General features: G+C 57.0%; 13 protein-coding genes. 3 read left to right on the forward strand and 10 right to left on the reverse strand.

Going from position 1 to position 17,980, the window contains the following annotated elements; all coding sequences use genetic code 11:
- Nucleotides 1-6 precede the first annotated feature (6 nt).
- From MICA_RS00630 to cmk, 10 genes are all read right to left on the reverse strand, one after another.
- A complete protein-coding gene (locus MICA_RS00630; protein ID WP_014101706.1) occupies nucleotides 7-1,692 on the reverse strand; it encodes a stimulus-sensing domain-containing protein in 1,686 nt (561 codons plus the stop codon).
- 61 nt (nucleotides 1,693-1,753) lie between these two features.
- On the reverse strand, nucleotides 1,754-2,473 hold the full coding sequence (locus tag MICA_RS00635; protein WP_014101707.1) for a response regulator transcription factor: 720 nt from the start codon (nucleotides 2,471-2,473) through the stop codon (nucleotides 1,754-1,756).
- A gap of 117 nt (nucleotides 2,474-2,590) precedes the next feature.
- Nucleotides 2,591-3,901, reverse strand: a complete 1,311-nt coding sequence (locus MICA_RS00640; RefSeq protein WP_014101708.1) for a bifunctional folylpolyglutamate synthase/dihydrofolate synthase — start codon at nucleotides 3,899-3,901, stop codon at nucleotides 2,591-2,593.
- Between the two features lie 20 nt (nucleotides 3,902-3,921).
- Complete coding sequence (gene accD, locus MICA_RS00645) at nucleotides 3,922-5,034, reverse strand: acetyl-CoA carboxylase, carboxyltransferase subunit beta (protein ID WP_148260392.1); 1,113 nt, start codon at nucleotides 5,032-5,034, stop codon at nucleotides 3,922-3,924.
- A gap of 138 nt (nucleotides 5,035-5,172) precedes the next feature.
- A complete protein-coding gene (locus MICA_RS00650; RefSeq protein ID WP_236619924.1) occupies nucleotides 5,173-5,727 on the reverse strand; it encodes a hypothetical protein in 555 nt (184 codons plus the stop codon).
- Nucleotides 5,728-5,895: 168 nt separating this feature from the next.
- Nucleotides 5,896-6,582 carry a YdcF family protein gene (locus MICA_RS00655; protein ID WP_014101711.1) on the reverse strand — a complete coding sequence of 229 codons (687 nt, stop codon included), beginning with the start codon at nucleotides 6,580-6,582 and terminating at the stop codon, nucleotides 5,896-5,898.
- A gap of 62 nt (nucleotides 6,583-6,644) precedes the next feature.
- Nucleotides 6,645-7,367 (reverse strand): orotidine-5'-phosphate decarboxylase, encoded by a 723-nt coding sequence (gene pyrF / locus MICA_RS00660; protein ID WP_014101712.1) that lies wholly within the window; start codon nucleotides 7,365-7,367, stop codon nucleotides 6,645-6,647.
- An 82-nt stretch (nucleotides 7,368-7,449) separates the two neighbouring features.
- Nucleotides 7,450-7,758, reverse strand: coding sequence for an integration host factor subunit beta (gene ihfB, locus MICA_RS00665; protein ID WP_014101713.1), 309 nt, complete (start codon nucleotides 7,756-7,758; stop codon nucleotides 7,450-7,452).
- A 272-nt stretch (nucleotides 7,759-8,030) separates the two neighbouring features.
- Nucleotides 8,031-9,746 carry a 30S ribosomal protein S1 gene (rpsA, locus tag MICA_RS00670; RefSeq protein ID WP_014101714.1) on the reverse strand — a complete coding sequence of 572 codons (1,716 nt, stop codon included), beginning with the start codon at nucleotides 9,744-9,746 and terminating at the stop codon, nucleotides 8,031-8,033.
- Nucleotides 9,747-10,129: 383 nt separating this feature from the next.
- Nucleotides 10,130-10,819, reverse strand: coding sequence for a (d)CMP kinase (gene cmk / locus MICA_RS00675; protein ID WP_014101716.1), 690 nt, complete (start codon nucleotides 10,817-10,819; stop codon nucleotides 10,130-10,132).
- A 120-nt stretch (nucleotides 10,820-10,939) separates the two neighbouring features.
- On the opposite strand from cmk, the gene MICA_RS00680 reads away from it, so the two are divergent.
- From MICA_RS00680 to MICA_RS00690, 3 genes are all read left to right on the forward strand, one after another.
- On the forward strand, nucleotides 10,940-12,934 hold the full coding sequence (locus MICA_RS00680; protein WP_236619925.1) for an FG-GAP repeat protein: 1,995 nt from the start codon (nucleotides 10,940-10,942) through the stop codon (nucleotides 12,932-12,934).
- A 33-nt stretch (nucleotides 12,935-12,967) separates the two neighbouring features.
- On the forward strand, nucleotides 12,968-15,049 hold the full coding sequence (locus MICA_RS00685) for an Lcl domain-containing protein (RefSeq protein ID WP_014101718.1): 2,082 nt from the start codon (nucleotides 12,968-12,970) through the stop codon (nucleotides 15,047-15,049).
- 351 nt (nucleotides 15,050-15,400) lie between these two features.
- Nucleotides 15,401-17,980 (forward strand): FG-GAP repeat protein, encoded by a 2,580-nt coding sequence (locus MICA_RS00690; protein WP_236619926.1) that lies wholly within the window; start codon nucleotides 15,401-15,403, stop codon nucleotides 17,978-17,980.

A 17,980-nucleotide genomic window follows, 5' to 3' on the forward strand; every position in this document is an offset into this window, starting at 1 on the left:
TTTCGCCTATGCGCGGTTAAAGACGACGGTAAAGCGCGCGCCGCGAATTTGATTGTCGCGGTCACGAATATTCTCCGCAAAAATCACGCCGCCATGCGCTTTCACGATCTGCCGCGCAATGGACAGGCCCAATCCCGAATGGCTGCCGTAATCTTCGTGCGCGGGGCGCTCGCTATAGAAGCGTTCAAAGATGGTGTCCAGCTTATTTTCCGGGATACCGGGGCCTTCGTCTTCGACCTGAATCAAAACCTGTTCCCGGTTTTGTGACAGATTGATGGTCACCGATTTATTGACGGGCGTGAAGGACAGGGCATTGGACAGCAGGTTTTCAAACACCTGCGCCAGTCGCCCTTCCGATCCCCGGACAATCACGGCTTCGGCGCTGTCGATATTGATGCGCAGGCGTTGTTCCGGTGGCAATGTTTCCACGCCACTTTCGGCATGACGACGGTTTTGCTGGGCCAGTGCGACACGACGGCCATCAATAATCTGGGTCAGCATCCGGCCCATATTCACATTGCCCATTTCTTCGCGCGATAATTCGGCGTCCAGGCGGGATGCGTTGGAAATATCGCTGATCAAACGGTTCAGGCGGTTCACATCATGCTGCATAATGCCGAACAGGCGGTCCAGATCGGCCTTGCTCTTCACAATCGGTGCGGTTTCCACCGCACTGCGCAGCGATGTCAGCGGGTTTTTAATCTCGTGCGATACATCGGCGGCGAAGCGTTCAATTGTATCCATCCGATCGCGCAACGCCGTGGTCATGGCGTTCAATGCGGCGGAGAGTTCGCCAATTTCATCCTTGCGGTGGGTCAAATCTGGAATGTCGATCTGGCGGCCCTTGCCCAAGCGCACGGCTTCGGCGGCGCGGGCCAGTTTTTTCAACGGGCGGCCAATCGATCCGGCCAGATACATCGACAGGAAAATTGTGATGGACAACGCGCCCAGGAAGACGGTCAGCACATCGTACCGCATCTGGGTAATCGCGGATTCAATTTCACGCCCATCGCGTGATAGCATGACGACGCCAATCACATTTTCAACCTTGCGGATCGGGGCGGCGGCGGTCAGGCGAATTTTTCCCTGCCGGTCTTCCCATGCGGTGGCGCTGATCCGTCCGGTCAGGGCGACGGCGGCATCCGGGTATGCGGTGATGCTTTGTGCGCCCGTGTCCGGATAATCGGGCAGGTCGCTTTGCATTGGGATCCATTCAATAATCGCCTGGCCCCAGCGGTTCATCTGTTCGGACAGGCTGGGCTGGGCCGCTTCGCTTTCGGCGGCAACGGCACTACGTGCGGCGGCCACGCGGGCCTCGCCTGATCGTTCGCCACCCAGCTCCAGCGAATCGCCGATCAATGTGCCATCCGCGCTGAACAATCGTGTACGGTTTTCGGTGGTCTGGCCCAGGCGTCGCACCATGCGGCGGGACAGTTCGGGCACCAGCATTTCAATCTCTTCGGGTTTGGCGAAGAAGAACGGTTTCCCCTTTTCCACCGGACGCACGGCGGCTTCGGCAATGGCGCCGGCGAACAATTGCGATTGAATTTGCATGGTTTCCAGTTCGGCGCGGATCAAACTGTCGCGGTACTGGCCGAGATAGAGAAGACCAACAACCAGAACCAGCGGTGCAATCACGTTTACCGCCAGAATACGGACCGTCAGTCCGCCCAGAATACGGGGGCGCGGCATGGGCGGCAAAATAGCCCATACATCATAACCGATATCGGAACTGGCTTTACTTCGCCGGTCCTTAATCTTCTTTATAACGGTACCCAACGCCATAGAGTGTTTCAATCTGTGAGAATTCGGGGTCAACGACACGGAACTTTTTCCGGATGCGTTTAATGTGCGAGTCGATGGTGCGGTCATCGACATAGATATTTTCGCCATAGGCCATGTCGATCAATTGATCGCGGTTCTTCACGTGGCCCGGGCGTTGTGCCAGTGCCTTGACCAACAAATATTCCGTCACGGTTAAATCAACCGCGCCACCCTTCCACATGCACAAATGACGGGCATCGTCCAAAACCAGATTGCCCCGCTCAATCATGTTTTTGGCCGCCTCGTCCTGCGACGGGGCGGGCTGTTTGCGCACGTCATTACGGCGCAGGATGGATCGAATCCGTTCGATCAGCAGGCGCTGTGAAAACGGCTTGGTGATGTAATCATCCGCCCCCATGCGCAGGCCCAGAACTTCGTCAATCTCGTCATCCTTGGAGGTCAGGAAAATGACCGGAATGGCCGATTGTTCGCGCAATTTGCCCAATACTTCCATGCCATCCATCCGCGGCATCTTGATATCCAGCACGACCAGATCAGGTAGATTGGCGGTGATCCCGGCCAAGCCTTCCTCACCATCGGTGTAGGTCTTCACCGTATAGCCCTCAGCCTCCAGCGCCATCGAAACCGATGTCAGGATGTTGCGATCGTCGTCAACCAGGGCGATGGTTTGGGTGGCGGTCTGGGTCATGGGTGTGGCGGTCCTTTGAGAATCAGCAAAAATATCGAAATGATTATAATGATTTGCCATGCAAATGGGGATTGAAAAGGGCACGTTTGTGAAAAAATCGTGGTCTTTTGCCCTTTTTTACGAAAATGCGGCCTGCGCCAGTGTGTGACCCGCCAGATAAAGCGATCCGGCCACGATGATGCGGCCCGGTGCGTGTGTGGCGGCCAGTGTTGCGATGGCGTGGTCCAGATCCGGGGCGCATGACACATTGCGCGCACCATGTGTCCGCCACAGCGGGACCAGTGTTGCGGGGTCGTGGCTTTTCCCGCCCTCGCTGCCCGGCACGGGGATCAGTGTCACGCTGGTCGCACATTGGGCCAGCGGGGCGATAAACCGGGCCGCATCCTTGTGTCCCATCATGCCAATGATCAAATGCGTGGGGTGGCCATCGCTTGCGTACAGGGCGGCGATATGCCGGGCCAGCACAATGGCGCCGCTGTCATTATGGGCGCCATCCACCCATACGTCCCACGATGCGGGGGCGGCGGGATGTGAAATACGATGCAACCGCCCCGGCCAGTGCGCGGTGCGCAGGCCGTGATGTATGGCGTCGATGGGAACAGGGCATTGCGATTGCGCGCGCAAGGTGGCGATGGCCAGCGCGGCATTGTCAATTTGATGCGCGCCCGCCATGGCCGGGCGGGGCAGGGCGGACAGGGTTTCCCCTGCCACCGTCAAGGACCAGGATGAATCGGTGACATCATGCACATGCCAGTCGCGTCCCATGATCGTCAGTGCGGCCTGCATCGCGGCGGCGCGCGTTTCAATCACGCGAATGGCGGCCGGGGCCTCATCCATCATCTGTGCGCCCACGACACAAGGCACGCCGGGCTTGATAATGCCGGCCTTCTCGGCCGCAATGTTTTCCAATCTTTCGCCCAGCCACGCCGTGTGGTCAAAGGACAGGGTGGTGATTGCGGTGGCAATTGGGTGTTCGACCACGTTGGTGGCGTCCAACCGCCCGCCAACGCCGGTTTCCAGCAGGACAATATCGGCGCGCGTCCGGGCAAAGGCGGTAAAGGCCGCCGCCGTAGCGATTTCAAAGAAGCTCTGATCCGGGTCGTCGTGGGCGGCGGCCAACACTTCATCCAACAACGGTTTTAGCCGGGCATCATCAATCACCTGACCGTTCAGGACGATGCGTTCATTGAACCGGATCAAATGCGGGGAGGTGTAGGCGTGAACGCTGTGTCCCGCCGCCTCCAGCATCGCGCGCATAAAGGCGATTGTTGAGCCCTTGCCATTCGTTCCCGCGACATGAATAACCGGCGGCAGGTGCGTATGCGGATTGCCCAGCCGATCCAGCAGTGTAAAAAATTCAGGCCGGATGGAATGATCCATCCGGCCATTTTTACGAAGGCTGAAAATATGGTTCAGCGTGTCCTGCAAACCAACCTTCTGCTGTTTCGTTAATCCGCGATCTTGCGGATGGTTTTGCTGGTCATCGCGGCGCGCTTCTTGGTTATTTTTGCGGCCACTTTCTTTTTCACAGACGGCAGTTTTGCGACATTGCGCGCGGCTTTCGCGGCGCTGGAAATATCGCCCTTGCCGGATTTGCCCGATCCGTTGACGGATTTGCTGCCCTTGCCGCGGCTGCCGCCACGGGCTTCTTCGCGGCCCGTGCGGTTCATCAGCAGGTTCAGAACGCGGGACAGGGTGGAATGCAAATCCTTGCGCGCCACAACCATGTCGATCATGCCGTGATCCAGCAGATATTCGGCGGTCTGGAATCCCGGCGGCAATTCTTCGCGGATGGTTTCCTGGATTACACGCTTTCCGGCGAAGCCGATCATGCAACCCGGTTCGGCGATTTGAATGTCGCCCACCATGGCAAAGGATGCGCTGACCCCGCCCGTCGTCGGGTCGGCCAGCAAAACGATGTAGGGCAGTTTGGCGTCCTTCACCATCTCCACGGCGATGATCGTGCGCGGCATCTGCATCAACGACAACGCGCCTTCCTGCATACGGGCGCCGCCCGATGACGGAATAACCATGAAGGCGGAATGGGTGCGCACGGCTTCTTCGGCGGCACGCACAATCCCTTCACCAACGCCCGCGCCCATGGACCCACCCATGAAGGAGAAATCGAACGCCGCGCACACAACCGGCTGGCCGCCGATGGTGCCGGTGGCAATCACAATCGCATCTTCGCGTTTGGATTTGCTTTGGGCTTCTTTCAACCGTGCGGAATATGCTTTGCGGTCCTTGAATTTCAACGGATCAACCGGAACATGCGGGGCGCGGATTTCGTTCCACTCGCCGTCGTCGAACAGGATGTTCAGGCGCTGGTCCACGTCGATTTTCAAATGATGTCCGCAATGGGTGCAGACATTCATGTTTTCATCCAGATCGCGATGGAACAACATGCCATCGCACGCCGGGCATTTTTGCCACAGATTATCGGGCACGTCCTTTTGCTGTGAAACAAAGGACCGGATCTTCGGACGAATGAAATTGCTCAGCCAGTTCATGCCTGCAACACTGCCTTCTTTAAAGTGGGCCAGATGATCATGTCTGATCATTACGCTCCCGCTGGTCGAAACGGGACCAGTCGGGGCGTCTTTATCCCCCAAGCCGGGGGGGATTGTCAAGGAAAGCGCGGTTATGACAATTGGAAAACCGCCCAGAATGGCGGTTTTCTTACGTTTTAAAACAAAAGGTTAGGATGTGGCCGTCGCGGGCACCAGCCCGCGCAGGGGCGGGAAATGAAGCTGCGGATTCTTCCGCAGGGTGCGCTGCATCTGATCCGATGTCATCCATCGGAAGACCTGTGCACACGACCGCTGGTTCTCGGCGGTACCAATCAGCATGGGGTGCGTCGGCGCCCCGTATTTCAACGCATCGAATAAATGTTCGAACGCATCATACAAATTCAGATCATGGCCAATATTAAAATCCAGGAACCCGCGCTGCGATGGCATCTTGCCATTGTCATGCAGGGCCAGGACGCGATGATCGTGATAATAAATGGCAAAGACCAGCGGCCCGATTGTGCCATCGCTTTTATAGCATAAACGCTGGTCCAGGCAGGGCGTGATGTCACGTTCGACCAGCATGTGCAACGTGTCGGTGCGCAATTCGCCCAGCAGGTTGCGCAGCCGCGTCGCATAGGCGGATGTGCCGCTGGCCACCATGGATGGGGCCAGACCCTGATGCGTGTCCGCCCGCAACAATGACCGGCGGACCAGAACGGCGATCAGATCTTTCTGTGTCACCGGTATAGTGTCGTCGTCTGTGTGATTCTTTGTGAAGAGCACATCAAAGAAGCGCCGTATGGTGGCCGATACATTCAACATGGTCTGCAGTCCCCGTTTTTGAACTCTGAAGAGTATCCTAATAAGCGGGGCTTACAGGAAGCTTTCATGGGATTTTGCGATTGAAAATCAGGGGGTTGGCGTATGTTGGCTGGGTTGTGGCAAGGCCCGGGCCATGGTGTTGATGGCCTCAATATCCACTTCTTTCAACCATCCGTTCGCTTGATAGGGCGCAATCTTGGCCCATTCGCGCAAGACGGTGCGGCGAAATTCGGCATGGGTGTGAAAATCCTGTGCGGCCACCGGGAATTTGTTTCCGGTGGCGTGCATCGCGAAAACTTCCGGCCAGCGGCGGGCGGTCGTCATCATGGTGCGGCGTCCGGCGGTGACGTTGCCAACGGTGATGATGGTGCGGATCTGATCCAGTTCACCCCGTTGCATGATCATCCGGCGGGCATAGACAATATTTTCCTGCGTGTTCGTCGCGCGGTTTTCCAGCAGGATGGAATGATCCGGCACGCCATGTTCAATCAGGATCCGGCGCATCATTTCCGCTTCGGTTTCCTGTGCCGTGGCCTTGACGCGGCCCGACACGATGAAACGGTTTGTGTACCCGTCATGGAACAATTGCGCGCCGCATTGGGCAATCGCGGGGGTGGTTTTAACGCTGCCGCACAACACGGCCAGATCGGCACAGGCCAGTTCGGTCTGTTCAATCAGCAGATAGGCATGAACGGCCCGATAAAACGCATGGCGCAACCCCCCGCGCGCGGCGGGGCAAGACGGTGGAAAATCGGGTGACGCATTACGATCCATAAGACCGTGATTAGGTGAGGGGGGCGGCAATGTCCAGAAAAAATACCCCTATGCCGCCTTTTTTAGGCTGGCTTTTTCAAGGTGGCCAGAATGGTGCGGGCGGCGGCGGCCGGATCGGCGGCTCCCGTGATTGGGCGGCCAATGACCAGATGGCTGGCCCCGGCATGCAGGGCTTCGTCCGGGGCCATCGTGCGCTTCTGGTCTCCGGCGTCTGATCCGGCGGGGCGAATGCCCGGTACCATCAACGTGAAATCGGGGCCAAGGGCGGCACGAAGCGGGGCAATTTCGTGGGCCGAACACACCACGCCGTCCAGTCCGGATTCTTTCGTGAGTGTAGCCAAGCGAATGACCTGTGCGGCCACATCATCCCCTTGCCCCACGGCGGACAGGGATGGGGCATCTAGGCTGGTCAAAATGGTAACGGCCAACAGACGCGGAGGTGTGATGGCGCATTTGGCGGCTTCATCCATCAACGCATCGTGCCCCGCCCGCATCATGTCGGCCCCGCCGGATGCGTGGACGTTGACGAAGGCGGGCCGCGTGCGTGTGGCCGTGCGCAATGCGGCGGCCACGGTGTTGGGAATGTCGTGGAATTTCAAATCCAGAAACAGGGCCGCGTTTGGCGCTTCATCCATCACGCGGCGAATGCCATCGGGACCATGGGTGCAGAAAAACTCCAACCCTAATTTGATCCCGCCCGTTACCGGGCCAATGGCGGCAACCAAGTGTTTGGCATGGTCCAGATCGGGTGTGTCGATGGCGCAGAAGATGATGGGCTGGGTCATGGTGGGGTGGTCCGGTCTTGTGTTTTGCGCTCAAGAAAAAGGGCGCTGGTGATGCGCCCTTTTTAAATTCTGTTTGTGCGGATTAAAATTCGTTGTCGTCCCCGTCGGACACGCCGCCATTCAGGCGCTCGCGCAGGGCTTTGCCGGTTTTAAAGAACGGCAGGCGTTTGGCGTCCACCTCGACGCTTTCGCCGGTGCGGGGGTTGCGGCCCGTGCGGGCTTCGCGTTCTTTCACGGAAAATGCGCCAAAACCACGCAATTCCACGCGATCGCCTACGACCAAGGCCTTGGTGATTTCTTCGAAGATGGTATCGACGATTTTCTCAACGTCCCGCATATAAAGGTGCGGGTTGCGTTCTGCGAGCTTCTGGATCAGTTCCGATTTGGTCATCGCCTTCAAATCCCTTGTGTTTTTGTGCGCCTTGGGCGCTGAGATCTTTGTCTGGGGTATTCCTTAAGGATGCCCCATTTCCCCCGGCCTCGTCAAGTGAAACCCATTGATTGAAAAGGATTTTTTAAGGAATTGGGGGTGTTTTGCACCCCCTGATCCCCCTGAATCCGTGGTTTTGTGCGGGATTCAGGTGAATCAATGTGTTAACGCCGCTATGAAAAAACCCCGCTGGTTTTCACCAACGGGGTTTTTCCTGTGTTCAGGCGAAGGGATTAGGCTTCGTCTTTTTTCGATTTCAGGGCTGCGCCCAGAATGTCGCCCAAGGACGCACCCGAATCGGACGAACCAAAGGCAGCCATGGCTTCTTTGTCTTCGTCGATTTCGCGTTGCTTGATCGACAGGCTCAGCTTGCGGGACTTCTTGTCGGCGCTCAGAACTTTCGCATCGACTTTTTCGCCAACGGCGAAACGGTCGGGGCGTTGTTCAGAACGTTCACGGGACAGATCGGCCTTCTTGATGAAGCCGGTCACGTTGTCGCTGACGTTTACTTCCAGACCGTTTGCGGTCACTTCGGTAATCGTGCAGGTCACAACGGCGCCCTTGTTGAAGCCGTCCAATGCACCAGCGTTCGGATCTTCACCCGACAATTGCTTGATGCCCAGAGCAACGCGTTCTTTGTCAGCCTCGACTTCGAGGATCTTGACCTTCACGGTGTCGCCCTTGTTGTACTGCTTCAGCGCGTCTTCGCCCGTTACATCCCAAGCGATATCGGACATGTGAACCATGCCGTCGATGTCGCCCGGCAGACCGACAAACAGACCGAACTCGGTGATGTTGCGGACTTCGCCGTCCAGAACATCGCCAGCCTTGTTTTTCGCTGCGAAGTCTTTCCACGGGTTTTCCGTGGTTTGTTTCAGGCCCAGGCTGATCCGGCGTTTTTCCTGATCAACATCCAGAACCATAACTTCAACTTCTTGGGATGTGGACACGATCTTACCCGGATGAACGTTCTTCTTCGTCCAGGACATTTCAGATACGTGAACCAGACCTTCGATCCCGGATTCCAGTTCAACAAATGCACCGTAATCGGTGATGTTGTTGACGCGGCCCGTGACTTTCTGGCCAACCGGGTATTTCGCTGCAATGCCATCCCACGGATCGCTTTCCAGCTGTTTCATACCCAGGCTGATGCGCTGGTTTTCTTCGTTGTAACGGATCACCTGAACCTGGATGTTCTGACCGATGGTCAGCATCTCGGACGGGTGGTTGACGCGTTTCCACGAAATGTCGGTGACGTGCAGCAAGCCGTCGACACCGCCCAGATCAACGAACGCACCGTAATCGGTGATGTTCTTGACGATACCGGTCAGAACCTGGCCTTCGCGCAGGTTGCCCAACAGATCCGAACGTGCGGATTCGCGGGACTCTTCCAGAACGGCACGGCGGGACACAACGATGTTGCCACGCTGACGATCCATTTTCAGGATGTGGAACGGCTGCGGTGTACCCATCAGCGGACCAACGTCGCGGACCGGACGGATGTCCACTTGGGACCCCGGCAAGAATGCAACGGCGCCGCCCAGGTCGACCGTGAAGCCGCCTTTGACGCGACCGAAAATAACGCCCGTAACACGTTCGTTTTTCTCGGTTGATTTTTCCAGTTCGGCCCAGACTTCTTCGCGACGGGCTTTTTCACGCGACAGGGCGGTTTCCCCATCACGGTTTTCCATGCGCTCGACGAATACCTCAACGATATCGCCAGCTTTCACTTCCGGATCTTCACCCGGGCGTGAGAATTCGCGCAAGGCCACGCGGCCTTCGGACTTCAGGCCGACATCGATCATTACGAATTCGCTGTCGACACCAATGACGCGGCCCTTAACAACGGACCCATCAAAGGATTTTTGTGGTCCCAAAACTTCGTTCAGAAGTTTCGAGAAGTCTGAGTTTGTGCTCAGGTCTTTCAGATTTGCGGCTGGTTTTGCCATGGTTTAGTTTCCTTTTCGGTAGTCATGATCGCAAGAGGATTCCCCCGTCCGGCTGACCCCCAAACCCGTGAAGGTGAGGGGGAGTGACGGACGCTTGTCGCTGCCAGAGATTCATTGCGTCGTGCCTGATGTGGATAAATCCATATCAGACGCGCTGGTTGTATCGGGCAAAGCCGCAGAAATCAACCATTTTCACCGAAATTTGTGATTCTTTTTCAAGGATTTGGGGCGCAGCAGCCCGCGCTTTATTCCCCCTCCCTGAGGGATGGGGCTAGGGGGAGGGGTTATCATGCCGGTTGTATGGTGCGCCACCGTGCCTCCTCACAACCATTTTACCCCCTCACCCCAACCCTCTCCCCATGGGAGAGGGGGGTGAAGAAAGCTTATTTCTGGCCCAAAACCGTCCGCACATGCGCCATCGCCAACGCCACAACCGCCTCGACCCCCATGGCGGTGGTGTCGATCACGATGGCGTCCGGGGCGATGGTCATGGGGGCGTCCTTGCGGCCCATATCGCGGGCATCGCGGATCTTCATATCCTCTAAAACCTGTTCAAATTCAATGGCTTCTCCGTTGCCAAGCAGCTCCTTGTGGCGGCGCTGGGCGCGTGTTTCGACCGCCGCATCGACATAGAATTTCACCGGGGCGTCGGGGCAGATAAAGGTCGTAATGTCCCGCCCGTCCAAAATGGCCCCCTTGGCCGGGGTCCCGTCCGCCAAGGCGGGCGGGTGGATGGCAAATCCGCGCTGTAAATCGGTCAGCGCGCTGCGCACCCCCGGTACGGCGGCCACAACAGAGGCGTATTTTCCGGCCTCCGCTGTGCGGATGGCGGGATCTTTAAGGGATTGAAGATCAAGGTTTTTTTGCAGATTTTGTGCGGCTTCTATGGCTGCCCCCGCATCCGCAGGGTCGCCCCCGGCGCGCAGCACATCCACCGCCACCTTGCGGTACAGCGTGCCTGTATCCAGATAGGCAAACCCCAACGCATCGGCCAACCGCCGGGCCAATGTGCCCTTGCCGCTGGCTGCGGTGCCGTCAATGGCGATGATCGGTGTCGGGGCTCGTGTTGTCATAGTCGGCAGGATTGAGGGATTTAGGGGATTTTGTAAAGCCTAAAAACGGCAGGTTTTATAGATTTATCAATCTATTCTGGTACACTGAATGGATGTTTTTAGGTGGTGGGGGCCATCCATATGCATTTTTGCAGTTTTGCTCCAAAGCGTCGATTGAATTGCGCGCGCTCATGGTCTTGGGCGTGTGGCCTGGCCTTTATTTTGTTGTTTGGTGTTGTGCTGGTGCCGGGCTCTGCGCTGGCGGCCTGCGCGAGCCCGACCGGTGTGGCGGGCGATATGATCTGGAGCAGTGCGGGCCGCGCTCCGGCCTATTGTGATGGTGCGAATTGGCGGGGCTTTCCCAAAGGGGGGTATTCCTGGTCATCGCCGATTACTGGCGCGATCATGAATAACCCCAGTCCGACCAGCAATGACCAATTCGGTAGCTCGATTTCTCTTTCCGGCAATTTGATTTTGGTGGGTGCCGTACTGGATGAATCCAACGGTACGAATGGCACTGCTGATGCGGGGCGGGCGTATGTTTTCGACATCGATACGGGCGCGTTGGTATCGACATTGAATAATCCCAGTCCGAACGCGAACGATTATTTTGGTGGTTTTGTGGGGCTGTCGGGAACTCTCGCGCTTGTTGGGGCTGAAAACGACGAATCCAACGGCACGAACGGCACCACAGATGCGGGCCGGGCTTATGTCTTCAATGCGCTGACGGGCGCGCTGGTGTCAACGCTCAACAACCCCAGTGCCACGTCAACGGATAATTTTGGCTGGACGGCTGGTCTGTCGGGTAATCTGGCGGCCATTGGTGCGCCGAATGATGAATCGGATGGTGGCGCTGGCGTTGCCAATGCAGGGCGAGCATATGTTTTTAATGCGACCACGGGTGCGCTGGTGTCGACGCTCAACAACCCGGCACCGCACACCAATGACCAGTTTGGATACTCGATTGCGATCGATGGAAATCTGGTGGCCGTTGGTACGCCGAATGATGCCGCTGATGGGACCAGTGGTGTCCTGTCGGGCCGTGCATACGTGTTCAATGCGACCACGGGTGCGTTGGTATCGTCGTTAAATAATCCGTATCCGAATGCGACAGATTATTTTTCAAATGCGATCGCGATCTCGGGGAACCGTGTTGTCGTGGGTGCCCCATGGGATGAATCGGACGGCACCACGGGAACCAGCTCCGCGGGGCGGGCGTATGTCTTTAATGCGACGACGGGGGCTCTGATATCAACTATCAATAACCCTACGCCCCATGCCAATGATTATTTTGGGGTCTCGGTTTCAATCTCTGGCAATATTGTCGCGGTTGGTGCTCCGTATGATGAATCGAATGGGACGACGGGTACGGCGGATGCGGGGCGTGTCTATCTTTTTAGCGCGGATACTGGCGCGCTAATTACCGCGATCAGCAACCCAACGCCGAACAATACAGACTGGTTTGGGAATGCTGTTTCTGTGAATGGGCAGCGTTTGGGGGTAGCGGCTCCGTTGGATGAATCAAACGGAACAAACGGCACGGCGGATGCGGGGCGTGTTTACGCTTTTAGTGTCAGTTCCGGCACGACATCGTGTGCAAACCCTGCGGGAAATGTTGGTGATGTATCATACAACACGACAAGCCACGTCCTGCAATATTGTGATGGTCACGCTTGGTATGCGGCGGGTGCACCCGGCAATGGTGGTGCGGGTTGTACGAACCCGACGGGCGTGGAAGGGGCTGTGACCTATAACAATACGCACAAGGTTCTTCAGTATTGCGAAGGTGATGTCTGGATGGCGGTCGGCGATCTGGTGCCACCGACATGCGGCGGTGTCGTTGTCGGGACCTATTGCTGGTATTACGGTGGCGATGGTCAAAGCTGTAACACCGTGTGCGCGTCGCGTGGCGGATGTAACGCCACGGGTCTGTCCTATGCGGCGGGATCGACGGCCAATTGCACGGCGGTTCTCGATGCGATTGGCGCGCCGGGGGCCGGATATTATTTCCAGGGTTATGCGGCCCTGAATGTTGGGTGCAGCTACGCCATGGGCAATGGCCGTGTCCGGGATACCAGCAACACATGCGGCGGTTCGGTGGCGGCGACATTGCGTGCCTGTGCCTGTAACAATTGATATGACGATTTTTTAAACGGGATGTTGTGTAAAATGTGGCGGGCGAAGACGAACATATTATTTCTGGGTCTGGTGCTGGGCACCCTTTTGGGGGCGGGCCCCGCGCACGCGGCGTGCGTGTCTCCGGCAGGTGATGCGGGGGATTTGATCTGGTCTTCGGCTTCGAATGCGCCCGCTTATTGCAATGATACGGATTGGGTGGGGTTTCCGTCGGGCACATTTGGGGCGTTTCCCGGGGCCTTGTCGCAAACAATCAATAACCCACCCGCGCATTCCAGTAACTCCGACTTCTTTGGTGCGCGTGCGGCAATTGACGGCAACCTGATTGTCGTTGGTGCGCATTTGGAGGACCCCTCCGCGATCGTTGATGCGGGGCAGGCGTACGTATTCGATGCGACGACGGGCGCATTGGTTTCCACCTTGCTCAACCCCAACCCAACGTCACAGGATTATTTTGGTATTTCTGTCGCGATCAGCGGGAACCTGGCAATTGTTGGTGCGTATCAGGATGATCCGGGTGGTGTCACCAGTGCCGGAACGGCCTATGTGTTTAATGCGACAACCGGGGCCTTGGTGGCGACGTTGAATAAAACAGTCCCGGCGTCCTATGATCTGTTCGGGATTAGCGTTGGGATCAGTGGCAATCTGGCGGTTGTCGGCGCTTATCATGATGACCCGAGTGGTGTGAGTTTTGCGGGCGCGGCGTATGTGTTCAATGCAACCACCGGGGGGCTGATCACAACGCTGACCAATCCCGCGATGACGGCGTCCGCGTTCTTTGGCAACTCCGTTGCGATCAGCGGCAACCTGGTTGCGGTTGGCGCGTATCAGGATGACCCGGGCGGCGTGGCCAATGCGGGAACGGCCCATGTGTTTAACGCGACGACCGGTGCCTTGGTCACAACGCTGGTTCAACCGGGCGCGGAGGCAGATGATTCCTTTGGTTCCAGTGTTGCCATATCCGGTAATACGGTTGTCGTCGCCGCGAACAAGGACCATGTGAGTGGTGTGGACGATGTCGGCACGGTGTATACGTTTAATGCAACAACGGGTGCATTGATGGCGACGCTGAATAATCCAACACCGACGGCGAATGAAAGTTTTCCGACCGCTGTGGCGATTGATGGAAACACGGTCATCGCGGGCAGTAACCTGGAAAACATCAGCGGAAATTCCAACGCGGGTGCTGCCTATGTTTTTGATGCAACGACCGGGGATTTGTTAAAGTCGATAGACAACCCGACGCCTGCGGTTAATGCCTATTTCGGCAGCGCTGTCGGGGTTTCGGATTCGATTGCCGTTGTATCGGGTTATGGCTTCTCAAGCGGTGCGGGTCGTGCGTTCACGTTTGTGCCGGATGTGTCTGGTGCGGGCTGTGTTGCTCCCGCCGGTGCGGTTGGTGATATTTTCTACAATATGATCCACCATGTCCTGCAATATTGCGATGGGTCCGCTTGGCGTGCGGCTGGGCCGACGGGCAATGGCGGTGCCGGGTGTGTGAATCCGGCCGGTGATGCGGGTGATGTTGTGTATAATTCCACCCACAATTACCTGCAATATTGCGAAGGGGATGATTGGATTGGGATTGGGCGCAAGGATGTTTCTGAAATCCCGCCAACCGGGTGCCCGGTCATTGGCAATACGTGTAATGATGGGTCGATTTATGCAGGCTTGACGCCGGATGGAAATGTGCCGATGTATGCGGCCGCGTCGAATGCGCCAACGCAGATGAATTGGAACAATGGAACATCCAACAATATCGATACGGCGATTGTTAACTGCACCAGCGGGGCGCAATCAGGCTGTGATACAGGTGAGGCCAATACAATATTGCTGGCGGGTCTTGTGAATGCGGCCTCACCCTATGAGGCGGCCACATACTGCAGCAACCTGGTCGCCCATGGCCGCAGCGACTGGTACCTGCCGGCTTTGAATGAATTGCAACTGCTCTACACCAACCTGTATCTGGGGGGATTTGGCGGACTGACCAACCATGATTACTGGTCGTCTTCGGAGCAGAGTGACGATAGTGGCAAGAACATCTATTTTGGCGACGGGAACACCTATAACGGTGGCAAGTCCAATGATTTCCGCGTGCGTTGCGTGCGGAAATAATCAGATTTTGTTGTTCTGAATCAAGCTATTATGCTCGCCACCCTGTTTACAGGCCTGCGCCTTATCCAAAGGTGTAGGATGACTGGCGCGCGCCATAAATCAAATTAGTTCAGTTGAATAGTTTAAAAAGGTCCGGCCTGTGGCGGGTACGGGTCCCATTCGGGTTTATAGCGTAGGCGTATCTTGGGTATGGTCGCATATTATGCGGGCGCGATATGGCGCGGGGCTGTGTTTCGGTCCAGGGTCTGTGGTGCTGTTTTATGTCTGACGGGTTTTCTCTTCCTCTTTTCCGGGGGTTTTTCCACGAGCGCGTTTGCGGCCTGCTCTTCCCCGTCCGGTGTGGCGGGTGATTTGATCTGGGACAACACCGCCAATGCGCCGGCGTATTGCAACGATACGGCCTGGGTGCATTTTCCGACGGGAATGGCGGGGGATGCCTATACGGCGACGGCATTTCTTTCGAACCCAAGCGCAGTGGCTGACGATGATTTCGGATCAGCAATCGGGATTTCCAATGGAAAAATTGTGGTGGGCACGCGCATGCGCGATGTATCCGGCGTGAGCAATTCGGGTCGGGCGCATATTTTTGATGCCGAAAGCGGCCGCCCTCTGGTGACGTTGGTGAACCCTGATAATACAGCCGGGGACCAGTTTGGTCACGGGGCAGATATTGACGGCAACCTGGCTGTTGTTGGTGCGCCGGTAAATACGGTGGGTGGCGTGGCCCAGGCGGGATCGGCCTATGTCTATAACGCGACGACGGGCGCACTGGTGGCGACGCTGGATAACCCGGCACCGGGTAACATGGATTGGACCGGGTATGACGTTGCGATCTCCGGCACCATTGCTGTTGCGGGGACGCCGCGTAACGGGGCGGGCGATCATGGGTCTGTGCATATTTACAACGCCTCGACCGGTGCTTTCTTGCGCGGCTGGAATGCACCGGATCAGGCGGATGGCGATTGGTTTGGTGTTGCTGTCGATATTGATGGCGACCTCATTGTCGTGGGGGCGCACCAGAAAGAATCCGGGGCGATCACGGACGCGGGCAGGGCCTATGTGTTCAGTGCGGCGGATGGGTCGCTGGTCGCCACGCTGAATAATCCCGCCCCCGGTGCGAATGATAATTTTGGCCGCGCGGTTGCAATTCATGGCACGGTGGCGATTGTGGGGGCACCGAATGATACGTCCGGCGGTGTGGCTACTGCCGGGGCGGCCTATGTGTTCAACGCGCAAACAGGCGCTTTGCTGACCACTCTTGAAAACCCCGACCCCGAGGCGAGTGACAATTTTGGCATGGCGGTTGCGATCCATGGCGGAAAGGTTGTTGTGGGTGCGCGCTGGGCCAATGTTGACGGGCTGGACAATGTGGGTGTGACCTATGTGTTCAGCACATCAACAGGGGATTTGATTGATACGATTCATAATCCCGCACCGGCGGCCAGCGACACATTCGGGTCGCAGGTTGCGATTGAGGGCGAGTATGTCGTGGTCTCCGCCCGCAATGATGCCTCGGGTGGTGTTTTGACATCCGGTGCGGCGCATGTGTTCAAGCAGCAGCGCCCAGCCCTGAAAAACGCGCAGTTGATCGGAACGCTGGATAACCCCGATCCTGGGGTTGATGATCGGTTTGGCAACGTCATGGAAATTTCCGGCGATTATGTCGCGGTTGGGGCGTGGACCAACGATGTGGCGGGTTTTGATGATGCCGGCAGTGTGTATGTATTTGATTTGCGTACAGGGGCGCTGGTCTCTTCTATCGATAATCCCGAGCCTGCTGTGGGCGATGCGTTTGGTTTTAATATTGATCTTGATGGGGCGACGTTGGCCGTTGGTTCGCACCTGGATGACCCTGGTGGTGTTGTGGATGCGGGCAGTGTTTATATCTTTGATGCGCTCAGTGGAGCGCTGTTGCGGCGTTTGAATGACACGACGCCAGAACCGAATGAGCGATTTGGTTTTGATGTGGGTTTATCGGGCAATCTGGCGGTGGTTGGTGCCAACTTGGCCGATCCCGGCGGGGTTACCAATGCGGGCGCGGCGTATGTTATCAATATTGATACTGGAACAGTTGTAAGTACGCTGAATAATCCGGCTCCCGGGTCTGGGGATGAGTTTGGCGTTCGTGTTGTGATTGCCGGGGACAAGGTCGCTGTCGGGGCCTATAAAGATGATCCTGGTGGGGTTGTGGATGCGGGGTCGGCCTATGTTTTCAATGCGACGACAGGGGCGCTGATCGCAACACTGAACCATCCGTCACCGACGACGGATGCGCAATTCGGACTGGGTATTTCCCTGTCGGGTGATCTGGTTGCCGTCGGGGCGTTTCTCAGTGACTTGAACGGCGTGACGGATGTAGGGGCCGCCTATATTTTTGACGCCAATACGGGGGCCAATTTAAAAACCCTGACCAGCCCCTATCCCAACACGAATGATCGTTTCGGCAATGGTATTGAATTGGTTGGTGATCTGGTGATTATCGGGTCGCGTTTTGATGATTCCAGCGGCACGACCGATGCGGGCGCGGCCTATGTCTTCAATGCCCGAACGGGGGCGCTGGTGCGAAAATTTTATGCGCCGACACCAACGACTGGTGATGAATATGGTGCGCGCCCATCCATGTCCACCCGCTATGTTGTGATTGGCTCGCGCTGGCGCGATGTGGGTGGTGTTGCTGACACGGGGCAGGTCTATGCCTATGCTTCACTCTGCACGAACCCGAATGGGGCTGTGGGGGATATCACCTACAATACAACGTCCCATGTTTTGCAATATTGCGCGGGTGGGGACTGGATTGGTGCCGGCCCGGCGGGTGATGGTGGTGCGGGTTGCACCGGCCCTGCGGGGATTGAGGGTGACCTGATGTATAATTCCACCCACAATTACCTGCAATATTGCGAAGGCGATACATGGCGCGGTATTGGGTTTTAG

Source organism: Micavibrio aeruginosavorus ARL-13 (genome assembly GCF_000226315.1).
GTDB lineage: Bacteria > Pseudomonadota > Alphaproteobacteria > Micavibrionales > Micavibrionaceae > Micavibrio > Micavibrio aeruginosavorus_B.